14 protein-coding genes are annotated in these 17253 nt (G+C 63.6%); 5 read left to right on the forward strand and 9 right to left on the reverse strand.

Annotated elements, in window-relative coordinates; translation table 11 throughout:
• Window positions 1-53: 53 nt before the first annotated feature.
• The 5 genes from APH36_RS01295 to APH36_RS01315 form a co-directional block, all read right to left on the reverse strand.
• The gene (locus APH36_RS01295; protein WP_060497150.1) at window positions 54-770 is read right to left on the reverse strand and encodes an ABC transporter ATP-binding protein; all 717 of its coding nucleotides are present in this window, start codon (window positions 768-770) and stop codon (window positions 54-56) included.
• Window positions 767-1540 carry an ABC transporter ATP-binding protein gene (locus APH36_RS01300; RefSeq protein WP_060497151.1) on the reverse strand — a complete coding sequence of 258 codons (774 nt, stop codon included), beginning with the start codon at window positions 1538-1540 and terminating at the stop codon, window positions 767-769. The genes APH36_RS01295 and APH36_RS01300 overlap by 4 nt, the downstream gene beginning before the upstream one ends.
• The gene (locus APH36_RS01305) at window positions 1537-2766 is read right to left on the reverse strand and encodes an ABC transporter ATP-binding protein (RefSeq protein WP_060497152.1); all 1230 of its coding nucleotides are present in this window, start codon (window positions 2764-2766) and stop codon (window positions 1537-1539) included. Before APH36_RS01305 ends, APH36_RS01300 begins: the two co-directional genes overlap by 4 nt.
• A 10-nt stretch (window positions 2767-2776) precedes the next feature.
• On the reverse strand, window positions 2777-3715 hold the full coding sequence (locus APH36_RS01310; RefSeq protein ID WP_060497153.1) for a branched-chain amino acid ABC transporter permease: 939 nt from the start codon (window positions 3713-3715) through the stop codon (window positions 2777-2779).
• Window positions 3716-3845: 130 nt separating this feature from the next.
• Window positions 3846-4994 carry a branched-chain amino acid ABC transporter substrate-binding protein gene (locus APH36_RS01315; protein ID WP_225521840.1) on the reverse strand — a complete coding sequence of 383 codons (1149 nt, stop codon included), beginning with the start codon at window positions 4992-4994 and terminating at the stop codon, window positions 3846-3848.
• A gap of 331 nt (window positions 4995-5325) precedes the next feature.
• Here APH36_RS01315 and APH36_RS01320 point away from each other — a divergent pair, with 331 nt between their 5' ends.
• The gene (locus tag APH36_RS01320; protein WP_060497155.1) at window positions 5326-6051 is read left to right on the forward strand and encodes a FadR/GntR family transcriptional regulator; all 726 of its coding nucleotides are present in this window, start codon (window positions 5326-5328) and stop codon (window positions 6049-6051) included.
• A 69-nt stretch (window positions 6052-6120) separates the two neighbouring features.
• Here the strand turns inward: APH36_RS01320 and APH36_RS01325 are convergent, their stop codons facing one another.
• The 3 genes from APH36_RS01325 to APH36_RS01335 all read right to left on the reverse strand — a co-directional run bounded on the left by APH36_RS01325 (window position 6121) and on the right by APH36_RS01335 (window position 10047).
• Window positions 6121-7614: an aldehyde dehydrogenase gene (locus APH36_RS01325; protein ID WP_060497156.1), complete on the reverse strand. Its 1494-nt coding sequence runs from the start codon at window positions 7612-7614 to the stop codon at window positions 6121-6123.
• A gap of 165 nt (window positions 7615-7779) precedes the next feature.
• Window positions 7780-9162, reverse strand: a complete 1383-nt coding sequence (locus APH36_RS01330) for an aspartate aminotransferase family protein (protein ID WP_060497157.1) — start codon at window positions 9160-9162, stop codon at window positions 7780-7782.
• A 42-nt stretch (window positions 9163-9204) separates the two neighbouring features.
• Window positions 9205-10047, reverse strand: a complete 843-nt coding sequence (locus tag APH36_RS01335; protein WP_060497158.1) for a helix-turn-helix transcriptional regulator — start codon at window positions 10045-10047, stop codon at window positions 9205-9207.
• A gap of 280 nt (window positions 10048-10327) precedes the next feature.
• On the opposite strand from APH36_RS01335, the gene APH36_RS01340 reads away from it, so the two are divergent.
• The 3 genes from APH36_RS01340 (at window position 10328) to APH36_RS01350 (ending at window position 14495) form a co-directional block, all read left to right on the forward strand.
• A complete protein-coding gene (locus tag APH36_RS01340) occupies window positions 10328-11710 on the forward strand; it encodes an APC family permease (protein WP_060497159.1) in 1383 nt (460 codons plus the stop codon).
• Between the two features lie 118 nt (window positions 11711-11828).
• Complete coding sequence (locus tag APH36_RS01345) at window positions 11829-13409, forward strand: aldehyde dehydrogenase (NADP(+)) (RefSeq protein WP_060497160.1); 1581 nt, start codon at window positions 11829-11831, stop codon at window positions 13407-13409.
• 150 nt (window positions 13410-13559) lie between these two features.
• Window positions 13560-14495, forward strand: a complete 936-nt coding sequence (locus APH36_RS01350) for a LysR family transcriptional regulator (RefSeq protein WP_060497161.1) — start codon at window positions 13560-13562, stop codon at window positions 14493-14495.
• On the opposite strand, the gene APH36_RS01355 is transcribed toward APH36_RS01350, so the two are convergent.
• The gene (locus tag APH36_RS01355; protein WP_060497162.1) at window positions 14465-15676 is read right to left on the reverse strand and encodes an MFS transporter; all 1212 of its coding nucleotides are present in this window, start codon (window positions 15674-15676) and stop codon (window positions 14465-14467) included. The two genes, APH36_RS01350 and APH36_RS01355, sit on opposite strands and share 31 nt — an antisense overlap.
• Before the next feature lie 194 nt (window positions 15677-15870).
• Between APH36_RS01355 and APH36_RS01360 the strand changes: the two genes are divergently transcribed.
• Window positions 15871-17244: an 8-oxoguanine deaminase gene (locus APH36_RS01360; protein WP_060497163.1), complete on the forward strand. Its 1374-nt coding sequence runs from the start codon at window positions 15871-15873 to the stop codon at window positions 17242-17244.
• The last annotated feature ends 9 nt before the right edge of the window (window positions 17245-17253 follow it).

The following is a 17253-nucleotide window of genomic DNA, read 5'->3' on the forward strand; positions in this document are numbered from 1 at the left end:
CAGCGATACAAACGCTCACCCCCAGGACAGACGCTCTTGTCATTGTGAGTGAATCATTCGCCCAGGTAGGCCTTCTTCACCTGGTCGTCATGCAGCAAGGTCTTGGCGCAGCCTTCCAGGCTGATGCGCCCACCATCAATCACGTAAGCGCGCTGGCAGGTCTGCAATGCCAGCCGGGCGTTCTGCTCCACCAGCAGCAACGTCACCCCACCCTTGACCACCTCGACGATGGTTTCGAAAATCTTCTGCACGATGATCGGCGCCAACCCCATGGACGGCTCGTCCAGCAACAGCAGCTTGGGCCGCCCCATCAATGCCCGGGAAATCGCCAACATCTGCTGCTCGCCACCCGACATGGTGCCGGCCAGCTGGAAGGCGCGTTCCTTCAGGCGCGGGAAGATACCGTACATGCGCTCGATGTCGGCAGCGATGGCGTCCTTGCCGTCGCGCCGGCTGAAGGCGCCCATTTCGAGGTTTTCGTGCACCGTCAGCTTGGGAAAGATCCCTCGCCCCTCCGGCACCAGCGCCAGCCCTTCGCGGATCAGGTCGTGGCCCTTGATCGCCGCGTGCGCCTTGCCATCGAAGGTGATGCTGCCGGCACTCGGTTTCAGTAGTCCGGCCAGGGTTTTCAAGGTGGTGGTCTTGCCCGCGCCGTTGGCGCCGATCAGCGCCACCATCTCACCCTCGCCCACCCTCAGGTCGATGCCCTTGATGGCCTGGATGGCGCCATAACTGACCTTCAGGTCGCTCACCTGCAGAATGTTCTTCATGCCACTGCCTCTGCACCCAGATAAGCCTCGATCACACGTGGATCCTTGCGCACGTCGGCCGGCAAGCCGTCGGCGATCTTGCGACCGAATTCAAGTACGGTGATGTGGTCGCACAGGCCCATCACCAGTTTCACGTCGTGCTCGATCAACAACACGGTTTTGCCATCCGCCTGCATCTTGCACATCAGTTGGCGCAGGCCTTCGGTTTCCGAGGCGTTCATGCCTGCAGCCGGCTCGTCGAGCGCAATCAGCTTGGGTTCGGTGGCCAGTGCCCGGGCGATTTCCAGGCGACGCTGGTCGCCGTAGGACAGGCTCTTGGCCAACTCGCCGGCCAGGTGGCCGATGCCCACGTAATTCAGCCAGTAACGGGCGGCCTGGCGGATTTCGCGCTCTTCACGCACGCAGGCCGGGGTACGCAGGATGGCGCCGAACACACCGCTGCGGGTGCGCACATGGCGGCCAATCATCACGTTTTCCAGGGCGGTCATGTTGTGGAACAGGCGAATGTTCTGGAAGGTGCGGGAAATACCCGCCTCCACCACCTTGTGCGGCTTGCTGATGCGCAGCGGCTTGCCGTCGAACATCACACGACCCTGTTCGGCCCGGTACAGGCCGGTAAGCACGTTGAACAGGGTGGTCTTGCCAGCACCGTTAGGGCCCAAAAGCCCGCGAATCTCGCCACGGCGAATATTCAGGTCGATGCCGTGCAGGGCCTGCAGGCCACCGAAGAATTTACTGACCTGATGCAGTTCGAGAAGGATATCGCTCATGCCTTGTCAGCCTCTTTGATCGGGAGTTCGAAGGGTGCCTGTTGAGGTACTGCAACGACCGGCGGGGGCTCTGCTTGCGCTTCACCCTCGTGCAGCTCGGCACGGCGGCGGTCGGATGGCCACAGCCCTTCGGGCCGGAAACGCATGACCAGGATCAGCGCCAGGCCGAACACCAGCATGCGCAGGGTCGAGGCATCCAGCACGTTGCGCAGGATGTCGCGGCTGATGAAGGTAACGTTGTCCATCACCCATGGCTGGATCCAGTTGACCAGGTCGCGGAACAGCTCGGGCATCACTGACAGGATCAGCGCCCCCAGCACCACGCCACGGATCGAGCCCATGCCGCCGAGCACTACCATGGCCAGCACCATGATCGACTCCATCAGGGTGAACGATTCGGGGCTGACAAAGCCCTGGTAGCTGGAGAACAGCACGCCAGACACCCCGCCAAAGGTCGCGCCCATGGCGAACGCCAGCAACTTGAGGTTGCGCTTGTTCAGGCCCATGGCCTCGGCGGCCACTTCGTCTTCACGCAGGGCCATCCAGGCACGGCCGATGCGCGACACCTCCAGGCGCTTGGACAGCACGATGCAGAGGATGACGATGAACAGGAAGAACAGGTAGTAGCTGATCACCGGCGAAACCTGCAGGCCGAGCAAGCTCCAGCTTTGCTGCAACGACAGCACCGGTGCCGCACCTGCATCCGGCGCATGGGCCCATGGCCCGAAATCGACGTGCAGCGGGGCAATGTTGCTGATGCCCTGGGGGCCGTTGGTGAGGTTCACCGGCTGGTCCAGGTTGTTCATGAAAATGCGGATGATCTCGCCGAAACCCAGGGTGACGATAGCCAGGTAATCGCCGCGCAACTTGAGCACCGGCGCCCCGATCAGCACACCGCAAATGGCTGCGGCCACGGCTGCCAGCGGGATGATCACCCACACCGGCCAGTCCAGCACAGCCTCGATCAGGCCGGCCATTTGCAAGTGCGGCGAGGCCAGCAGTGCGTACAGGTAGGCACCAATGGCGTAGAAGCCGATGTAGCCCATGTCGAGCAGCCCGGCGTAACCGATGACGATGTTCAGGCCCAACGCCAGCAGCACGTAGAGCATGGCAAAGCCAAGGATGCGCACCCAGGTGGGGCCGAGCATGGGGATGGCCTCGATCAGGAACGGCAAGGCAATGAAGCCGAGGATCAACAGCAGGTACTGGGTCTTGAGGTTTTTCATGACCGCCTCCTCACGCCCGGTCGGCCTGGCGTTCGCCAAGCAGGCCGTTTGGCCGGAACAGCAACACCAGAATCAGTACCGCGAAGGCGAAGATGTCTTGGTAGTTGGCGCCCAGGAAACCGCCGGTGATCTGGCCGGTGTAGCCCGCTGCCAGCGACTCGATCAGCCCCAGCAACAGGCCGCCGGCCATGGCGCCGAACAGGTTGCCGATACCGCCCAGCACCGCCGCCGAGAACGCCTTCAGGCCCAGCAGCAAGCCCATGTAGGCATCGGCCTGGCCATAGTTGATCGCACGCATTACCCCGGCGATGGCACCCAGGCTGGCGCCGATCAGGAAGGTGGCGCTGATCACGCGGTTGATGTTGATGCCCATCAACCCGGCCACTTCCTGGTTTTGCGCGGTGGCGCGCATGGCCTTGCCCAGGCGGGTTTTGTCCACCAGCAGCCACAGGCCAAGCATGATCACCACGGCTATCAGCATGATCGACAGCTGCACGTTGGTGATGGTGGCGCCGAACACGTCGACCGGCTGCGTCTCGACCACTTCAGGGAAGGTCTTGTAGCCGCGCCCCCAGATCATCATCGCCAGATTCTGCAGGGCGATGGAGATGCCAATGGCGAGAATCAGCGGGGTTAACCGCGGGGCTTTGCGCAAGGGCCGATAAGCGTACTTTTCCATTCCCTGGGCCAGCAGCATGCACACCACCGCGGCGGCCATGATCGCCAGAAGCAAGGTAATGAGCCCGGGGGCAAAGCCTGCGCCAGCGAGCATTGTCAGTACCGAAATGGTCACCATGGCGCCAACCATCACCACCTCGCCGTGGGCGAAGTTGATCAGGCCGATGATGCCGTAGACCATGGTGTAGCCCAGGGCTACCAGGGCATAGATGCTGCCCAGCACTAGGCCGTTGAGGACCTGTTGCAACAAGATATCGAAATTACCGTCCACGCGCTGAATCCTCGAAACTGCGTTGTCGTCGGCGCGCGGCGGCTCAGCGCCACACGCCAACAGGCCTGGCAGGTGGGAAAAGTCTTCTTGTTATGTCGCAGGCCGGCGCCTGCTTGTTATGAGGTGCTGCTTAGTCGCGCTCGACCGACAGGGTTTTCCAGCCGCCGTCAGCGAACTGGAACACGGTGGCCGCCGGATTCTTCAGGTTGCCCTGGTCGTCGAAGGCGATGGTGCCGGTGACGCCTTCGTAGCTCTGGCTCTTGAGCACAGGCAGGTACACTTTGGGGTCGTCGGAACCGGCCTTGACCATGGCGTTGATTGCCGCCCAGGTGGCGTCATAGGCGGCGGGCGACGACTGCACCACGCCCACGCCGAACTTGTCCTTGAGCTTCTGCTCGAAAGCCGCGCCCTTGGGCATGTCCTGCAACGGCGTGCCGTAGTTCCAGGCGTAGGTGCCTTCGGCGGCGCTGCCGGCCATCTGCCTGAACGAATCGTTGGGCAGGTTGCCGATGTTCATGAAGCGCGCCTTCAGGCCCAGGTTCTTCATCTGCTTGGCCATCGGGGCGGCCTGGTAGTCGAGGGCGGCAAAGAACACTGCATCGGCCTTTTGCGCCTTGGCCGTGGTGAGGATGGCATTGAAGTCGGTCGACTTGTCATTGGTGTACTCGCGCACCACCACGTTGCCACCCGCCGCCTTGACCGCCTTGGTCACCTCATCGGCCAGGCCTTGGCCATACGCAGTGCGGTCATCGAAGATGGCAATGCGCTGGGCCTTGAGCTGGCTGACCAGGTAATTGCCGGCATAACGGCCGAGGGTGGCGTCGTCATTGACGGTGCGAAACACCGAGGGGATACCCTGGCGGGTCAAGGTGGGGTTGGTGGCCGAAGGCGAGATTTGCGGAATGCCGGCGGCGGCGTAGATTTTCGAAGCGGGAATACTGGTGCCAGAGTTGTAGTGACCAATCACCACCGCCACTTTCGAGTCCACCAGCCGCTGCGCCACCGCAGTGCCTGTGCGCGGGTCGGCGACATCGTCTTCGGAAACCAGCTTGAACCGGGCCACCTTGTCACCGATTTTCAGCTGCTGCTGGTTGGCCTCTTCCACCGCGATCTGGATGCCATGCTCGACGTCCTGTCCCTGGTGCGCCGAAGGCCCGGTCAGGGGGCCGGCGAAGCCGATCCTGACGATTTCACTGTCTGCTGCGTGTGCCGTCCCCATGGCCATCAGCAATGTTACCGCGGTCGCGAGGGCTGTACGCCCTCCTTTGTTGTTATTCATGCTCAGCTCCCAGTAGTGGTTGGACGAACCTCGACATCGCTTACCGCATGCGAATTGGCCGGAACGCCATCGCACTTGTAAGATAACAGTCAGCAGGCAACTGTCAATGGGTGTATGCTACGGGAGAAGGTAAAATAATCTTTCCGGCGACAAGCGATGCACGCAATCAAAAAGCAGGGCGTGAGCCTGACTAGTAAGATGTTTGATAACATATGCCGACAACATCACCGCTGGTTGGCTACGGATCCAGCCGCAAGGGGCATCAGGGCTGCGCGCAACCTGCCGGAGAATCAACCGTGATGAGCCAATCAGTTTCAGGAGCAACCCTTCTATGAATGCGTCGTTAGGCACGCGCCGCGCCAACCTGGCGGAAACCGTGATCCAGGAGCTTTCCAGCCGGATCGACAACGGCACCTACGGCCCGGGCGACAAACTGCCGTCCGAACAGGAGCTGTGCAAAGAGTTCAACGTCAGCCGCCCGGTCATCCGCGAGGCGGTGGCCTCGCTGCGCCTTGGCGGGCGCCTGATCGCTCGCCAGGGTGTGGGCGTATTCGTGGTCGAGCAGGATGTAAAGCGCATCGGCTTCGCCATCGACAGCGTTGTCGATGATGTACGCGCTGCAGCGCAGATCCTTGAACTGCGTCTGGGCATCGAGACCGAATCGGTCGCCCGCGCCGCCGAGCGCCGCAGCCCTGCGAGCATGGCGGCGATCACCGAGGCGTTCGACCGCTTCAACTCGCTGGACGGCGCCACGCAAGAGGAAGAAGCCAAGGCCGACTTCGAGTTCCACCTGGCGATTGCCCGCGCCACTAGCAACCCGCACTTCACCCAACTGCTGGAGGCGCTGGGGCCGGACATCATCCTCGACCTGAACCTCAAGCATGGGCAGGTCACCGGCAAGAACCGCCTGGCGCATATCAAGAAAATCGCCCGTGAACACGGGGCAATCCTGTCGGCAATCAGCATGGGCGACGTAGCCAGTGCGCGCACGGCGCTGCGCAAACACCTGGAAGAGAGCCTGTCGCGGTATCAGCGCTTGCTCGACAGCAAGGCCTGATCGCTGCCCTGCGCTGGCCTCTTCGCGGGTGAACCCGCGAAGCAGGCGACGCAGTTCATGAACAACGCATCAGGCGCGCAGCTGGTACCAGGTGGTCTTGAGCTGCGAATATTTGTCGAACGAATGCAGCGACAAGTCGCGGCCAAACCCCGACTGCTTGCCCCCGCCGAACGGCACCGTCACATCCAGCGCATCTACCGTGTTCACCGACACCGTGCCGGCCTTCAACGCCCGCGCCACCCGGTGCACCTGATTGAAATCATCGCTCCACACCGAGGCAGCCAGGCCATACAGGCTGTCGTTAGCCAGGCGCACCGCCTCTTCTTCCGTGTCGAAGGTGCTGACCGCCAGCACCGGCCCGAACACTTCCTCCCGCGCCAGGCGCATGCGCCCCTCGACACCGGCAAAAATGGTCGGCTCGATGTAGTTGTCCGAGCCTTCGACAGTCAAACGCCGACCGCCACACACCAACCTGGCGCCCTCTTGCCCGGCGCGGGTAATGGCGGCCTCGATGCGGCCGGTCTGCTCGGCATCGACAATGGCACCGGCGCGGCTTGCCGGGTTCAGCGGGTTACCCGGCATCCACTGGCGTGCCTTGGCCTGCAGGCGCTCGACGAATTCGTCATGGATCGAGCGCTGCACATACAGCCGCGAGTTGGCGGAGCATACCTCGCCCTGGTTGAAGAAAATGCCGAAGGCGGCCTTTTCCGCCGCCAGGTCCAGGTCTTGGCAGTTATCGAACACCAGGTTGGGGCTTTTGCCACCGCATTCCAGCCACACTTGCTTGAGGTTGGACTGCGCCGAGTACTGCATGAAGTACTTGCCAACCTGGGTAGAGCCGGTGAATACCAGGCAGTCTACGTCGGGGTGCAGGCCCAGCGCCTGCCCCGCCTGCTCACCCAGGCCCGGTATCACGTTCAACACACCTTCCGGCAAGCCCGCTTCCAGGGCCAGCTGGGCCAGACGCAGGGCCGAGAACGGGGATTGCTCGGCGGGTTTGAGTACCACGCTGTTGCCGGCCGCAAGCGCCGGGGCCAGCTTCCAGGCGGCCATGTCGAGCGGGAAGTTCCAGGGCACCACGGCGGCGACCACACCGAGCGCTTCCCGGGTAATGGTGGCAAGCGCGTTGGGTGCAGTGGGTGCCACTTGGTCGTAGAGTTTGTCCAGCGCCTCGCCGTACCAGGCGAACACCTGGGCCGAGCCCGGCACATCGATGGTGTAGGCATCCATGACGGGCTTGCCCATGTTCAGCGAGTCCAGCAAGGCCAGTTCTTCGCGATGGGCCATGATCAGCTCGGCCAGGCGCAGCAGCACCTTCTTGCGCTCGCCGGGGGCCATGCGTGGCCACGGGCCTTGCTCGAAGGCCCGGCGGGCGCTGGCCACTGCAAGGTCGACTTCAGCCTGGCCGCAGGCAGTGACCTGGGCCAGTACGGCGTTGGTGGCGGGGTTGATGGCGGCGAAGGTGGCGCCATCCTGGGCGTGGACGGCTTTGCCGCTGATAAGTGCCTGCGACGGGAGGTACAGGTCCGAGGCGCGTTGTTGCCAGAATTCGAGGGTGTACATTTGTACTCCTTAAACCTTTGGAGCAGTCTTTTGGTGAAGGGCTGCGCGTCTCCTGTAGGAGCGGGTTTACCCGCGAACACCGGCGAAGCCGGTGCCATGCACTGCGGCGGCTGATTCGCGGGCTCGGCCGCTCCCACAGAGAAATGTGTCGGGCTTGCGAGCGGGTTAGAGTTTGCCGACCAACCGGGCCGTGCGGTCCACGGCAATCCGCGTCTTCTCCACCAGCTCATCCAGCTCGCTGTGGTTGGCGATCAAGGCAGGGGCCATGATCATCCGGCCCAGGGTCGAGCGAATGATCACCCCTTCCTCGAAACCGAACGTACGGCACTGCCAGGCCAGGTCGTTCTCGTTGGCAAAACGCTTGCGCGTTGGCTTGTGCTCGGCAAACTGCAACGCCGCCACCAGTCCGGCACCCTGCACCTGGCCGATCAACGGGTGGTCAGCGAACACCTCGCGCAGGATGCGTTGCAGGTAGGGCCCGGTGTCGTCCTTCACCTGGTGCACGATGCCTTCGTCGCGCAGCGCCTTCAGGTTGGCAATGGCCACCGCCGCCGCCACCGGGTGGCCGGAATAGGTCAGGCCATGGGCAAACACCCCACCGCGCTCTACCAACGCCTCGGCAATGCGCTTGCTCAGCACCAGGCCGCCCATGGGCACGTAGCCACTGGTCAGGCCCTTGGCGATCGACAGGGTGTCGGGCTCGAAGCCGAAGTATTCGTGGGCAAACCACTCGCCGGTGCGGCCAAAGCCGCCAATCACCTCATCGGCGCACAGCAGCACGTCGTACTGGCGGCAAATGCGCTGAATTTCCGGCCAGTAGCTTTCCGGCGGGAAGATCATGCCGCCCGCGCCCTGGAACGGCTCGGCAATAAAGCCGGCAACGTTCTCGGCGCCAAGCTCAAGGATTTTTTCCTCCAGCTGCAAGGCGCAACGGCGGCCAAACTCGGCCGGGGTCAGCTCGCCACCCTCTGCGTACCAGTACGGCTCATCGATGTGCGCAACGTCCGGAATCAACCCGCCCATTTCGTGCATGAACTTCATGCCGCCCAGTGCAGTGGCCGCCAGGGTCGAACCGTGGTAACCGTTCCAGCGGCCGATCATGATTTTCTTGCTTGGCTGACCCACCACCTGCCAGTAGCGGCGCACGGTGCGGATCAGCACCTCGTTGGCCTCGGAGCCCGAGTTGGTGTAGATCGCGTGGCTGTAGTGCCCCGGCAGCAGGCTGAACAGCAACTCGGACAGCTCGATCACCGCCGGGTGGGTGGTGTGGAAGAACATGTTGTAGTACGCCAGCTGGTCCATCTGCGTGGCAGCGGCGGCCGTCAGGTCACGGCGGCCATAACCGAGCTGGGTGCACCACAGGCCAGACATGCCATCCAGGTAGCGCTTGCCCTCGCTGTCCCACAGGTGCATGCGTTCGCCCCCCACGATCACCCGCGGCCCTTCGGCGTTCAGCGCCTTCTGATCGAGGAAGGCATGGATATGGTGTGCGGCGTCGGCTGCCTGGTAGTCACGGGTCTGGCGTTGCGGGGCGAAAGGCGCGTTCATTGTTGGTTTTCCTTTGCGGTGGGGTTGCAGGGCAGCCGTCGCTCAGCGCAGCTTGCCCATGTAGCTTTCAAGCGGGTCCTTGCCCAGCACACCCTGGGCATTGGCCAGCGCGTCGATGAACAGGGAAAACAGCTCGGACTGGGTACCGATGTCGAGCTTGGCGTAGACGTTCTTGCGGTGCGATTTGATGGTGTCTTCCGAAACACCCAGGCGCTCGGCCAGCGACTTGGTCGAGTGGCCACGCAGGATCAGCTGGGCAATACGGCATTCACGCTCGGTCAGCAACGAGCTGCCGAAGTTGTTCAGCGCAGCGTGGATGCGCTGTTCGAGGATGTTCTCGAAACGCCCGGCGCGGCTGTCCAGCCCGGCGAAGTGCTTGCCGAGTACCGCCAGCACCCAGGGCGTGACGCGCCCGAACAGCTCGCGGGTCTGTGTATCGAGCTTGTCGGTAAACGCCAGCGACACCGCCAGGCTTTGCCCGGGCGCCACCTGCAGGATGTAGTTGAGCTCATCTTCCAGGTGCGAGTGGCGGTAGAACGACTGGTAGTACTCGCTGACCTCGAAGTGGTCGGGGGCCACTTCGAACAGGCCATAGCAACCGGACGCGACCTGCTCCACGCAAGCACCGTAAAACGGGTCGAGCAGGTAGAAGCCCGACAGGTAGCGGCTGACATTGCCCTCGGGCTGCCAGGGCGCCTTGTCGTCCTGCTCGAACAGCGCGCAAGGCATGCCGTCGTGCGGGTAGAGGTACACCGTGGTCGCCTGGATCGACCGGATCACGCCAAGTGCAGCAAACAGGTTGTCGGCGAAGCCCGGGCGGCCGATGGCCTCGGTGACCTTGGCCAGGTGCTCGAACCACTGTTCTGAAAGCAATTGATTAGTCACTGTGGGCCTGCCGTTTCTATTCAGTGGCACCGCCGCCAGTGCGGTGCGTTGTTGACCAGATACTCCCACGCCGCTGCAGGTACCGAAATCACCCGTTGGGGTGAGTCGGCCAAGGGGCGCCCCCTCACCCCAAAGGGTGATTCCGGGCACCCACAGGGTGTGGGAGCATCAAACCGCCCCAGCGCTGCGAGCCTTGCGCTCGACCTCCTTGCACACCCCCCACCGGTAGCGAGCCTGCTCGCGTACTGCGGTGCCCTGCATCCCTTTCCAGGAGTTAGCAATGCATACAACAACAAGTACAGCCCATTCGCCTGCTTCGCATGCACCGTCACACCCCGGCTTCAGCACCGGCCGCTTCCGTAAGTCCATGGGCATGACCGCCCTGGTGCTGTTCGGCCTGGCCTACATGGTGCCCCTGGCCGTCTTCACCACCTACGGGCTGGTCACCCAGATGACCAAAGGGCACCTGCCCACCGCCTACCTGCTCACCCTCGCCGCCATGCTGCTCACCGCCTACAGCTACGGCCGCATGGTCCAGGCCCACCCCTACTCCGGCTCGGTCTACACCTACACGCGCAAAGCCTTCGGCAGCCACATCGGCTTCATCACCGGCTGGACGCTGCTGCTCGACTACATCTTCCTGCCGCTGCTCAGCTACCTGCTGATCGGCATCTACATGTCGGAATACTTTCCGGCGATCCACGCCTGGGTGTGGGTGGCGGGCTCCATTGCCCTGGTCACGTTCCTCAACCTGATCGGCATCGAGTCGATCACCCGCGTCAACTGGATCCTGGTGGTAGCGCAGTTGGTGTTCATCATCGTCTTCGTCGCCCTGTCCGTGCTCAAGCTCAACGGACAGGCGGAGCCGGTGTCGCTGCTGGCCCCCTTCCATCACGAAGGCTTCAACGTGCCGTTGATCATGACGGGCGCCGCCGTGCTGTGCCTGTCGTTTCTCGGCTTTGACGCGGTGTCGACCATGGCTGAGGAAACCAACAACCCGACCTACCGCATTCCCGTGGCGATCCTGGCCGTGTCGCTGATCGGCGGCTTGCTGTTCCTGGTAGTGTCGTACTGCGCACAAATGGTGTTCCCCGACTGGGGCAGCTTTGCCGACCCGGACTCGGCCTCGGTGGATGTCATGCGCCGTGTGGGCGGCGAATGGCTGGTAACTGCGTTCACCGCCACCTACGTGGCCGGCTGCTTCGCCTCGGCCATGGTGTCCCAAGCCAGCGTCTCACGCGTGCTGTTCGCCATGGGCCGCGACGGCGCATTGCCGCGTGCGTTCGGCCAGCTGGTGACGAAAAAGCGCGTACCGGCGACTGCCATTCTGGTGGTCAGCCTGCTGTCCCTCATCGCCCTGGTCATCACCCTCGACACCGTGGCCAACATGATCAGCTTTGGCGCCCTGTTCGCCTTTTCGGCGGTAAACCTGGCGGTGGTCAAGCACTACCTGGTCGATCAGAAGCTACGCGGTGGCCGCAACTACCTGCTGTATGGCGCCATTCCCGGCCTGGGTTTCCTTAGCACCCTGTGGCTGTGGAGCAGCCTGACCAGCCTGTCGTTCACCATCGGCCTGTGCTGGATGGGCATGGGGTTGGTGGTGCTGATGGGGCTGACCAAGGCGTTCCGGGTGAAGCTGCCGGAGTTGCAGATGGCCGAGTGACGCTGAGCACCGGGTGATAACCGTTCGTTATCACCCGATCCGCATTAATCATTATTCAGCCTCCCGTTAGCCGCCTACAGTCCCAGCGCAACGACTGTCATTGCCAACGGGAACCGAAATGTCCATCGAACATCGCCTGAACCACATCGCCGGCCAACTCAGCGGCAACGGGGACGTGCTGCTGAACAGCTTCGACGCCCACAGCGGCGAGCCGCTGCCGTACGCCTTCCACCAGGCAACCGGCGACGAAATCGAGGCTGCCGTGCAGGCTGCCGAGGTTGCCTACCCGGCCTACCGCAGTACCCGCCCGGCACAGCGCGCCGCCTTCCTCGACGCCATCGCCAACGAACTGGACGCCCTGGGCGACGACTTCATCCAGCATGTCACCCGCGAAACCGCACTGCCCGAAGCCCGCATCCGTGGCGAACGCAGCCGTACTAGCAACCAGTTGCGCCTGTTTGCCGAGGTGGTACGCCGTGGCGACTTCTACGCCGCCCGAATCGACCGCGCCCTGCCCCAGCGTTCCCCGCTGCCACGCCCGGACCTGCGCCAGTACCGCATCGGCGTGGGCCCGGTGGCCGTGTTCGGCGCCAGCAACTTCCCACTGGCCTTCTCCACCGCAGGGGGTGACACCGCCTCGGCGCTGGCAGCGGGCTGCCCCGTGGTGTTCAAGGCGCACAGCGGGCACATGCTCACGGCCGCTTATGTCGCCGCAGCCATCGACCGCGCCGTGGCCAGCAGCGGCATGCCGGCAGGGGTGTTCAACATGATCTACGGTGCCGGCGTGGGCGAAGCGCTGGTCAAGCACCCGGCCATTCAGGCAGTGGGGTTCACCGGCTCGCTGCGGGGTGGCCGCGCCCTGTGCGACATGGCTGCCGCGCGCCCGCAGCCAATCCCGGTGTTCGCCGAAATGAGCAGCATCAACCCGGTCATCGTGCTGCCCCAGGCGCTGCTGGCCCGTGGCGAGCAAGTGGCTGCAGAGCTGGCCGCCTCGGTGGTGCTGGGTTGCGGGCAGTTCTGCACCAACCCGGGCCTGGTCATCGGTATTCGGTCGCCGCAGTTCGAGCACTTCGTGCACACGCTGGTGGCGCGGATGGCCGACCAGGGTCCACAGACCATGCTCAATGCCGGAACCCTGCGCAGCTACCAGAACGATGTGCAGCACCTGCTGGCACACCCAGGCATCCAGCATCTGGCCGGGCAGCCGCAAACCGGTAACCAGGCCCGGCCACAGCTGTTCAAGGCTGACGTAAGCCTGCTGCTGAACGGCGACCCACTGCTACAGGAAGAAGTATTCGGCCCGACCACCGTCGTAGTGGAAGTGGCCGATGCCCAGCAACTGGCCGAGGCGTTGCGCCACCTGCAGGGCCAGCTGACGGCCACCCTGATTGCCGAGCCTGACGACCTGCACGCCTTTGCCGGACTGGTGCCACTGCTGGAACGCAAGGCCGGGCGCCTGCTGCTGAACGGCTACCCGACCGGCGTAGAGGTATCGGACGCGATGGTGCATGGCGGGCCTTACCCGGCCACGTCCGATGCCCGAGGCACCTCGGTCGGCACCCTGGCCATCGACCGCTTCCTGCGCCCGGTGTGCTTCCAGAACTACCCGGAGGCACTGCTGCCGGATGCGCTGAAAAGCGCCAACCCGCTGGGGATTGCGCGGTTGGTGGATGGTGTGGCCACCCGGGAGACGGTTTGATCGGGCACTGAGGTAGCCTGTGCCGTCCTCTTCGAGGCGCCTAATCGCCGCGAAGAGGACGTTACAGGCTCACACCATTGATGAATTTTGGTTGTCAGCATTGAATAATGCAGCACCGACAATCAAACCCAATTCATCAAAAGGCCGGCCATGTACTCCTCCGAACGCCTCAAAGGCATCGATGTTTTCGTCGCCGTCGCCGATATGGGCAGCTTCACCGCAGCCGCCGAGCGGCTCAACCTCACCAGCTCGGCCATCAGCAAGAGCGTGGCCCGGCTGGAGGCTCGCCTGGGCGCACGCCTGTTCAATCGCACCACCCGCAGCCTGTCGCTCAGCGAGGCGGGCGTGGTGTTCTACCGCACTTGCACCTCGGTGCTGACTGACCTGGAAGAGGTCGAGCACGCACTGGTCGCCAGCGATAGTCAACCCCACGGCAAAGTCCGAATAGAGCTGCCCGCCTCCTACGGTCGCTTGCATGTGCTGCCACTGATCCTCGACTTCATCCGCCTGCACCCTCTGCTGCAGCCGCATGTGTCGTTTTCCGATCGTTTTGTCGACCCGGTGCACGAAGGCATCGATATCGTCGTGCGCATCGGAGGCCCGGATGCATGGCCGGCCGCGCTCGGCCACCAGTACTTCGGTGCCCAGCGCCTGATGTTCTGTGCCGCCCCCTCCTACCTGGAAAAGCACGGCGTGCCGCAAGACGAGCGCGACCTGGAACACCATCACTGCATCGGTTATGGCCACACCGACGGCATGGTCAGCCCATGGTTCTTCAAGGGCCGCCAACCTGGCGAGATGGAGCGACGCACCGTGCAGCCGCGCATCGCGGTGGGCGACGGCGAGGGGGAAGTTGCAGCCGTGCTGGCCGGACATGGCATCGGCCAGCTGCCCACCTGGCTGACCCAGCAACACCTCGATCAAGGGCGCCTGGTGGAGGTGTTGCCGGCCCTGGCCACCGACGGCCTGCCGATGAACCTGGTGTGGCTGAAAAGCCGCGAAGGGTTACCCAAGGTGCGCGCCTTGCGTGACTATCTGCTGCCCCGGTTGTCGCCTCACGGCACCCGTGCCAGCACAGCGGGCTGACGCGAAAGGCTGCTCACCAGCGGCACCAGGCCCAGCGCCAACAGCGCGACACCGGCGGCCATGTAGCCCAGGTACTCGATACCCAAACCAGGGATGGTCATGCCACCGAGCACGGCGCCCAGGCCGATCCCAGCGTTGGCCGCCGACACATTGGTGGTACCGGCCAAGGCTTGGGCATGCGTCACCGAACCCATCACCCGCACCTGGCTGACGGGGTACAGCGCCGTGTTGGCAATGCCCCACACCGCCAGTGCCAGGCAGAATGCCAGGCCGGAACCTGCCAGCGGCACCAGCGCCGCCATACCTATGGCCAGCAGCAGCAGGAACAGCGCCGTCGCCCAGAGCGGTGAACGGTCCACTGCGCGCCCGCCGATCCAGTTGCCAAACAGGCCGACTGCGCCAAAGCCCATCAGCCACCAGCCGGTATGTGCCGGTGCGACGCCGACAACCCGCTGCAGCAGATCGGCTAGGTAGGTGTAGCCGGTGAACATCGCAGTGAACACCACCACCGACAGCAGCACATTGGCGAGAAAATAGCGCTCCTTGAAAATGCGCGCCTGCTGCATGAAATCGATTTTCGCCGTGCGGGCGACTCGCGGCATCCACAACCCCATGGCCAACGCCATCAGCAGCGACAGCGCGGCCAGTATCCAGAACGCGCCACGCCAGCCCACGGCATTGGCCGCCACGGTACCCAGCGGAATGCCCAGCAACATCGCCGCCGAGATGCCCAGATAAACCTTGGCGATGGCCTGCCCCGCGCGATCACGCCCGGCCAGGTGCCCGGCCGTTTCGCTGGCCGTGCCCCAGAACACCGGCAATGCCAAAGCCGGAATCACCCGCGCGATAGCCAGCACCCAGAAACTGTTCGATGCCGCAGCCAGCGCATTGGCTGCGGCAAACACCAGCAGGATGGTGATGAACAACCGCTTGCGGTCCAGATGGGCCAGTGCGGCTGTCAAGACCGGGCCGGTAAGCATGACGGTAAAGGCAAACAGCGTGACCAACTGGCCCGCCATCGAGATCGATATCCCCAGGTCCTGGCTGAGCGCGGGCAGCAACCCGACAATGAGGAACTCAGTGGTGACGATCAGGAATGCCGAGAAGGCCAGGATGGCGATGCTGATAGCAACGTTTCGGCCGGCAGTGGCAGCCCCAAGGCTGGATTCATGAACAGACATCAAGACAGGCTCCAGAAAAGAGGCTGTCAGTCTATTGGCAAAATGAATTCCTATTTCTGGTCATATTTCACAAATTAAATGATCCATATTCATCAATAACCGGTCAATGTATACAACTTTCAGGAATTCTGATTACATAACCGTTCGCCTACGACATCGGTAAACGCCGATGCGTATTGCGACGGGCCTTAGCCATGTCATCTGCAACCCGCAAGAAAACCCTCCTCGTCAAAAACGCTGCACTCCTGGTCACCATGGACGGCGAACGCCGCGAAATCAAACACGGCGGCCTGTTCATCGAAGGCAACCTGATCAAGCAGGTCGGCTCCAGCGACACCTTGCCAAAACAGGCCGATGTCATCCTGGACATGGCCGGCAAAGTGGTGATCCCGGGCCTGGTCAACACCCACCACCACATGTACCAGAGCCTCACCCGCGTGGTGCCTGCTGCCCAGGACGGTGAGCTGTTCAACTGGCTGACCAACCTGTACCCGATCTGGGCACGCCTTACCCCCGAAATGATCGCGGTGTCGACCCAGACCGCGATGGCCGAACTGATCCTGTCCGGCTGCACCACCTCCAGCGACCACCTGTACATCTACCCCAACGGCTGCAAGCTCGACGACAGCATCCATGCCGCCGCCGAAATCGGCATGCGCTTCCACGCCGCGCGCGGCAGCATGAGCGTGGGCCAGAGCCAGGGCGGCCTGCCGCCTGACGCGGTGGTGGAAAAGGAGGCCGACATCCTCAAGGAGTCCCAGCGCCTGATCGAGGACTACCACGATGCCAGCCATGGCGCGATGCGCCGTATCGTGGTGGCGCCCTGCTCGCCCTTCTCGGTCAGCCGCGACTTGATGCGCGAAGCCGCCGCCCTGGCGCGCCAATACGGGGTGTCGCTACACACCCACCTGGCCGAAAACGTCAACGATATCGCCTACAGCCGCGAGAAATTCGGCATGACCCCCGCCGAATACGCCGAAGACCTCGGCTGGGTCGGTCATGATGTCTGGCATGCACACTGTGTGCAGCTCGACCAGCACGGCATCGAGCTGTTCGCCCGCACCGGCACCGGGGTCGCCCACTGCCCTTGCTCGAACATGCGCCTGGCCTCGGGCATCGCCCCGGTGCGCAAGATGCGCGACCACGGCGTGCCGGTGGGCCTGGGGGTCGATGGTTCGGCGTCCAACGATGGCGCCAGCATGATCGGTGAAGTGCGCCAGGCCCTGCTGCTGCAACGGGTAGGCTTCGGCCCCGACGCCATGACCGCACGCGAAGCCCTGGAAATCGCCACCCTGGGCGGTGCCAAGGTGCTCAACCGCAATGACATCGGCGCCCTGGCGCCCGGCATGGTCGCCGACTTCGTCGCCTTCGACCTGGGCCACGTGGCCTATGCCGGCGGCCATCACGACCCGCTGGCGGCACTGGTGTTCTGCACCCCGACCCAGGTGCACACCAGCGTGATCAACGGCCGTGTGGTGGTCCAGGACGGCCAGTTGACCACCGTCGACCTGCCCCGCGTGCTGGAGCGCCACAACCAGCTGGCGCACCAACTGGTCAGCGGTGCGTGATGCACCCCG

Source organism: Pseudomonas sp. NBRC 111133 (assembly GCF_001320605.1).
Classification (GTDB): Bacteria; Pseudomonadota; Gammaproteobacteria; order Pseudomonadales; family Pseudomonadaceae; genus Aquipseudomonas; species Aquipseudomonas monteilii.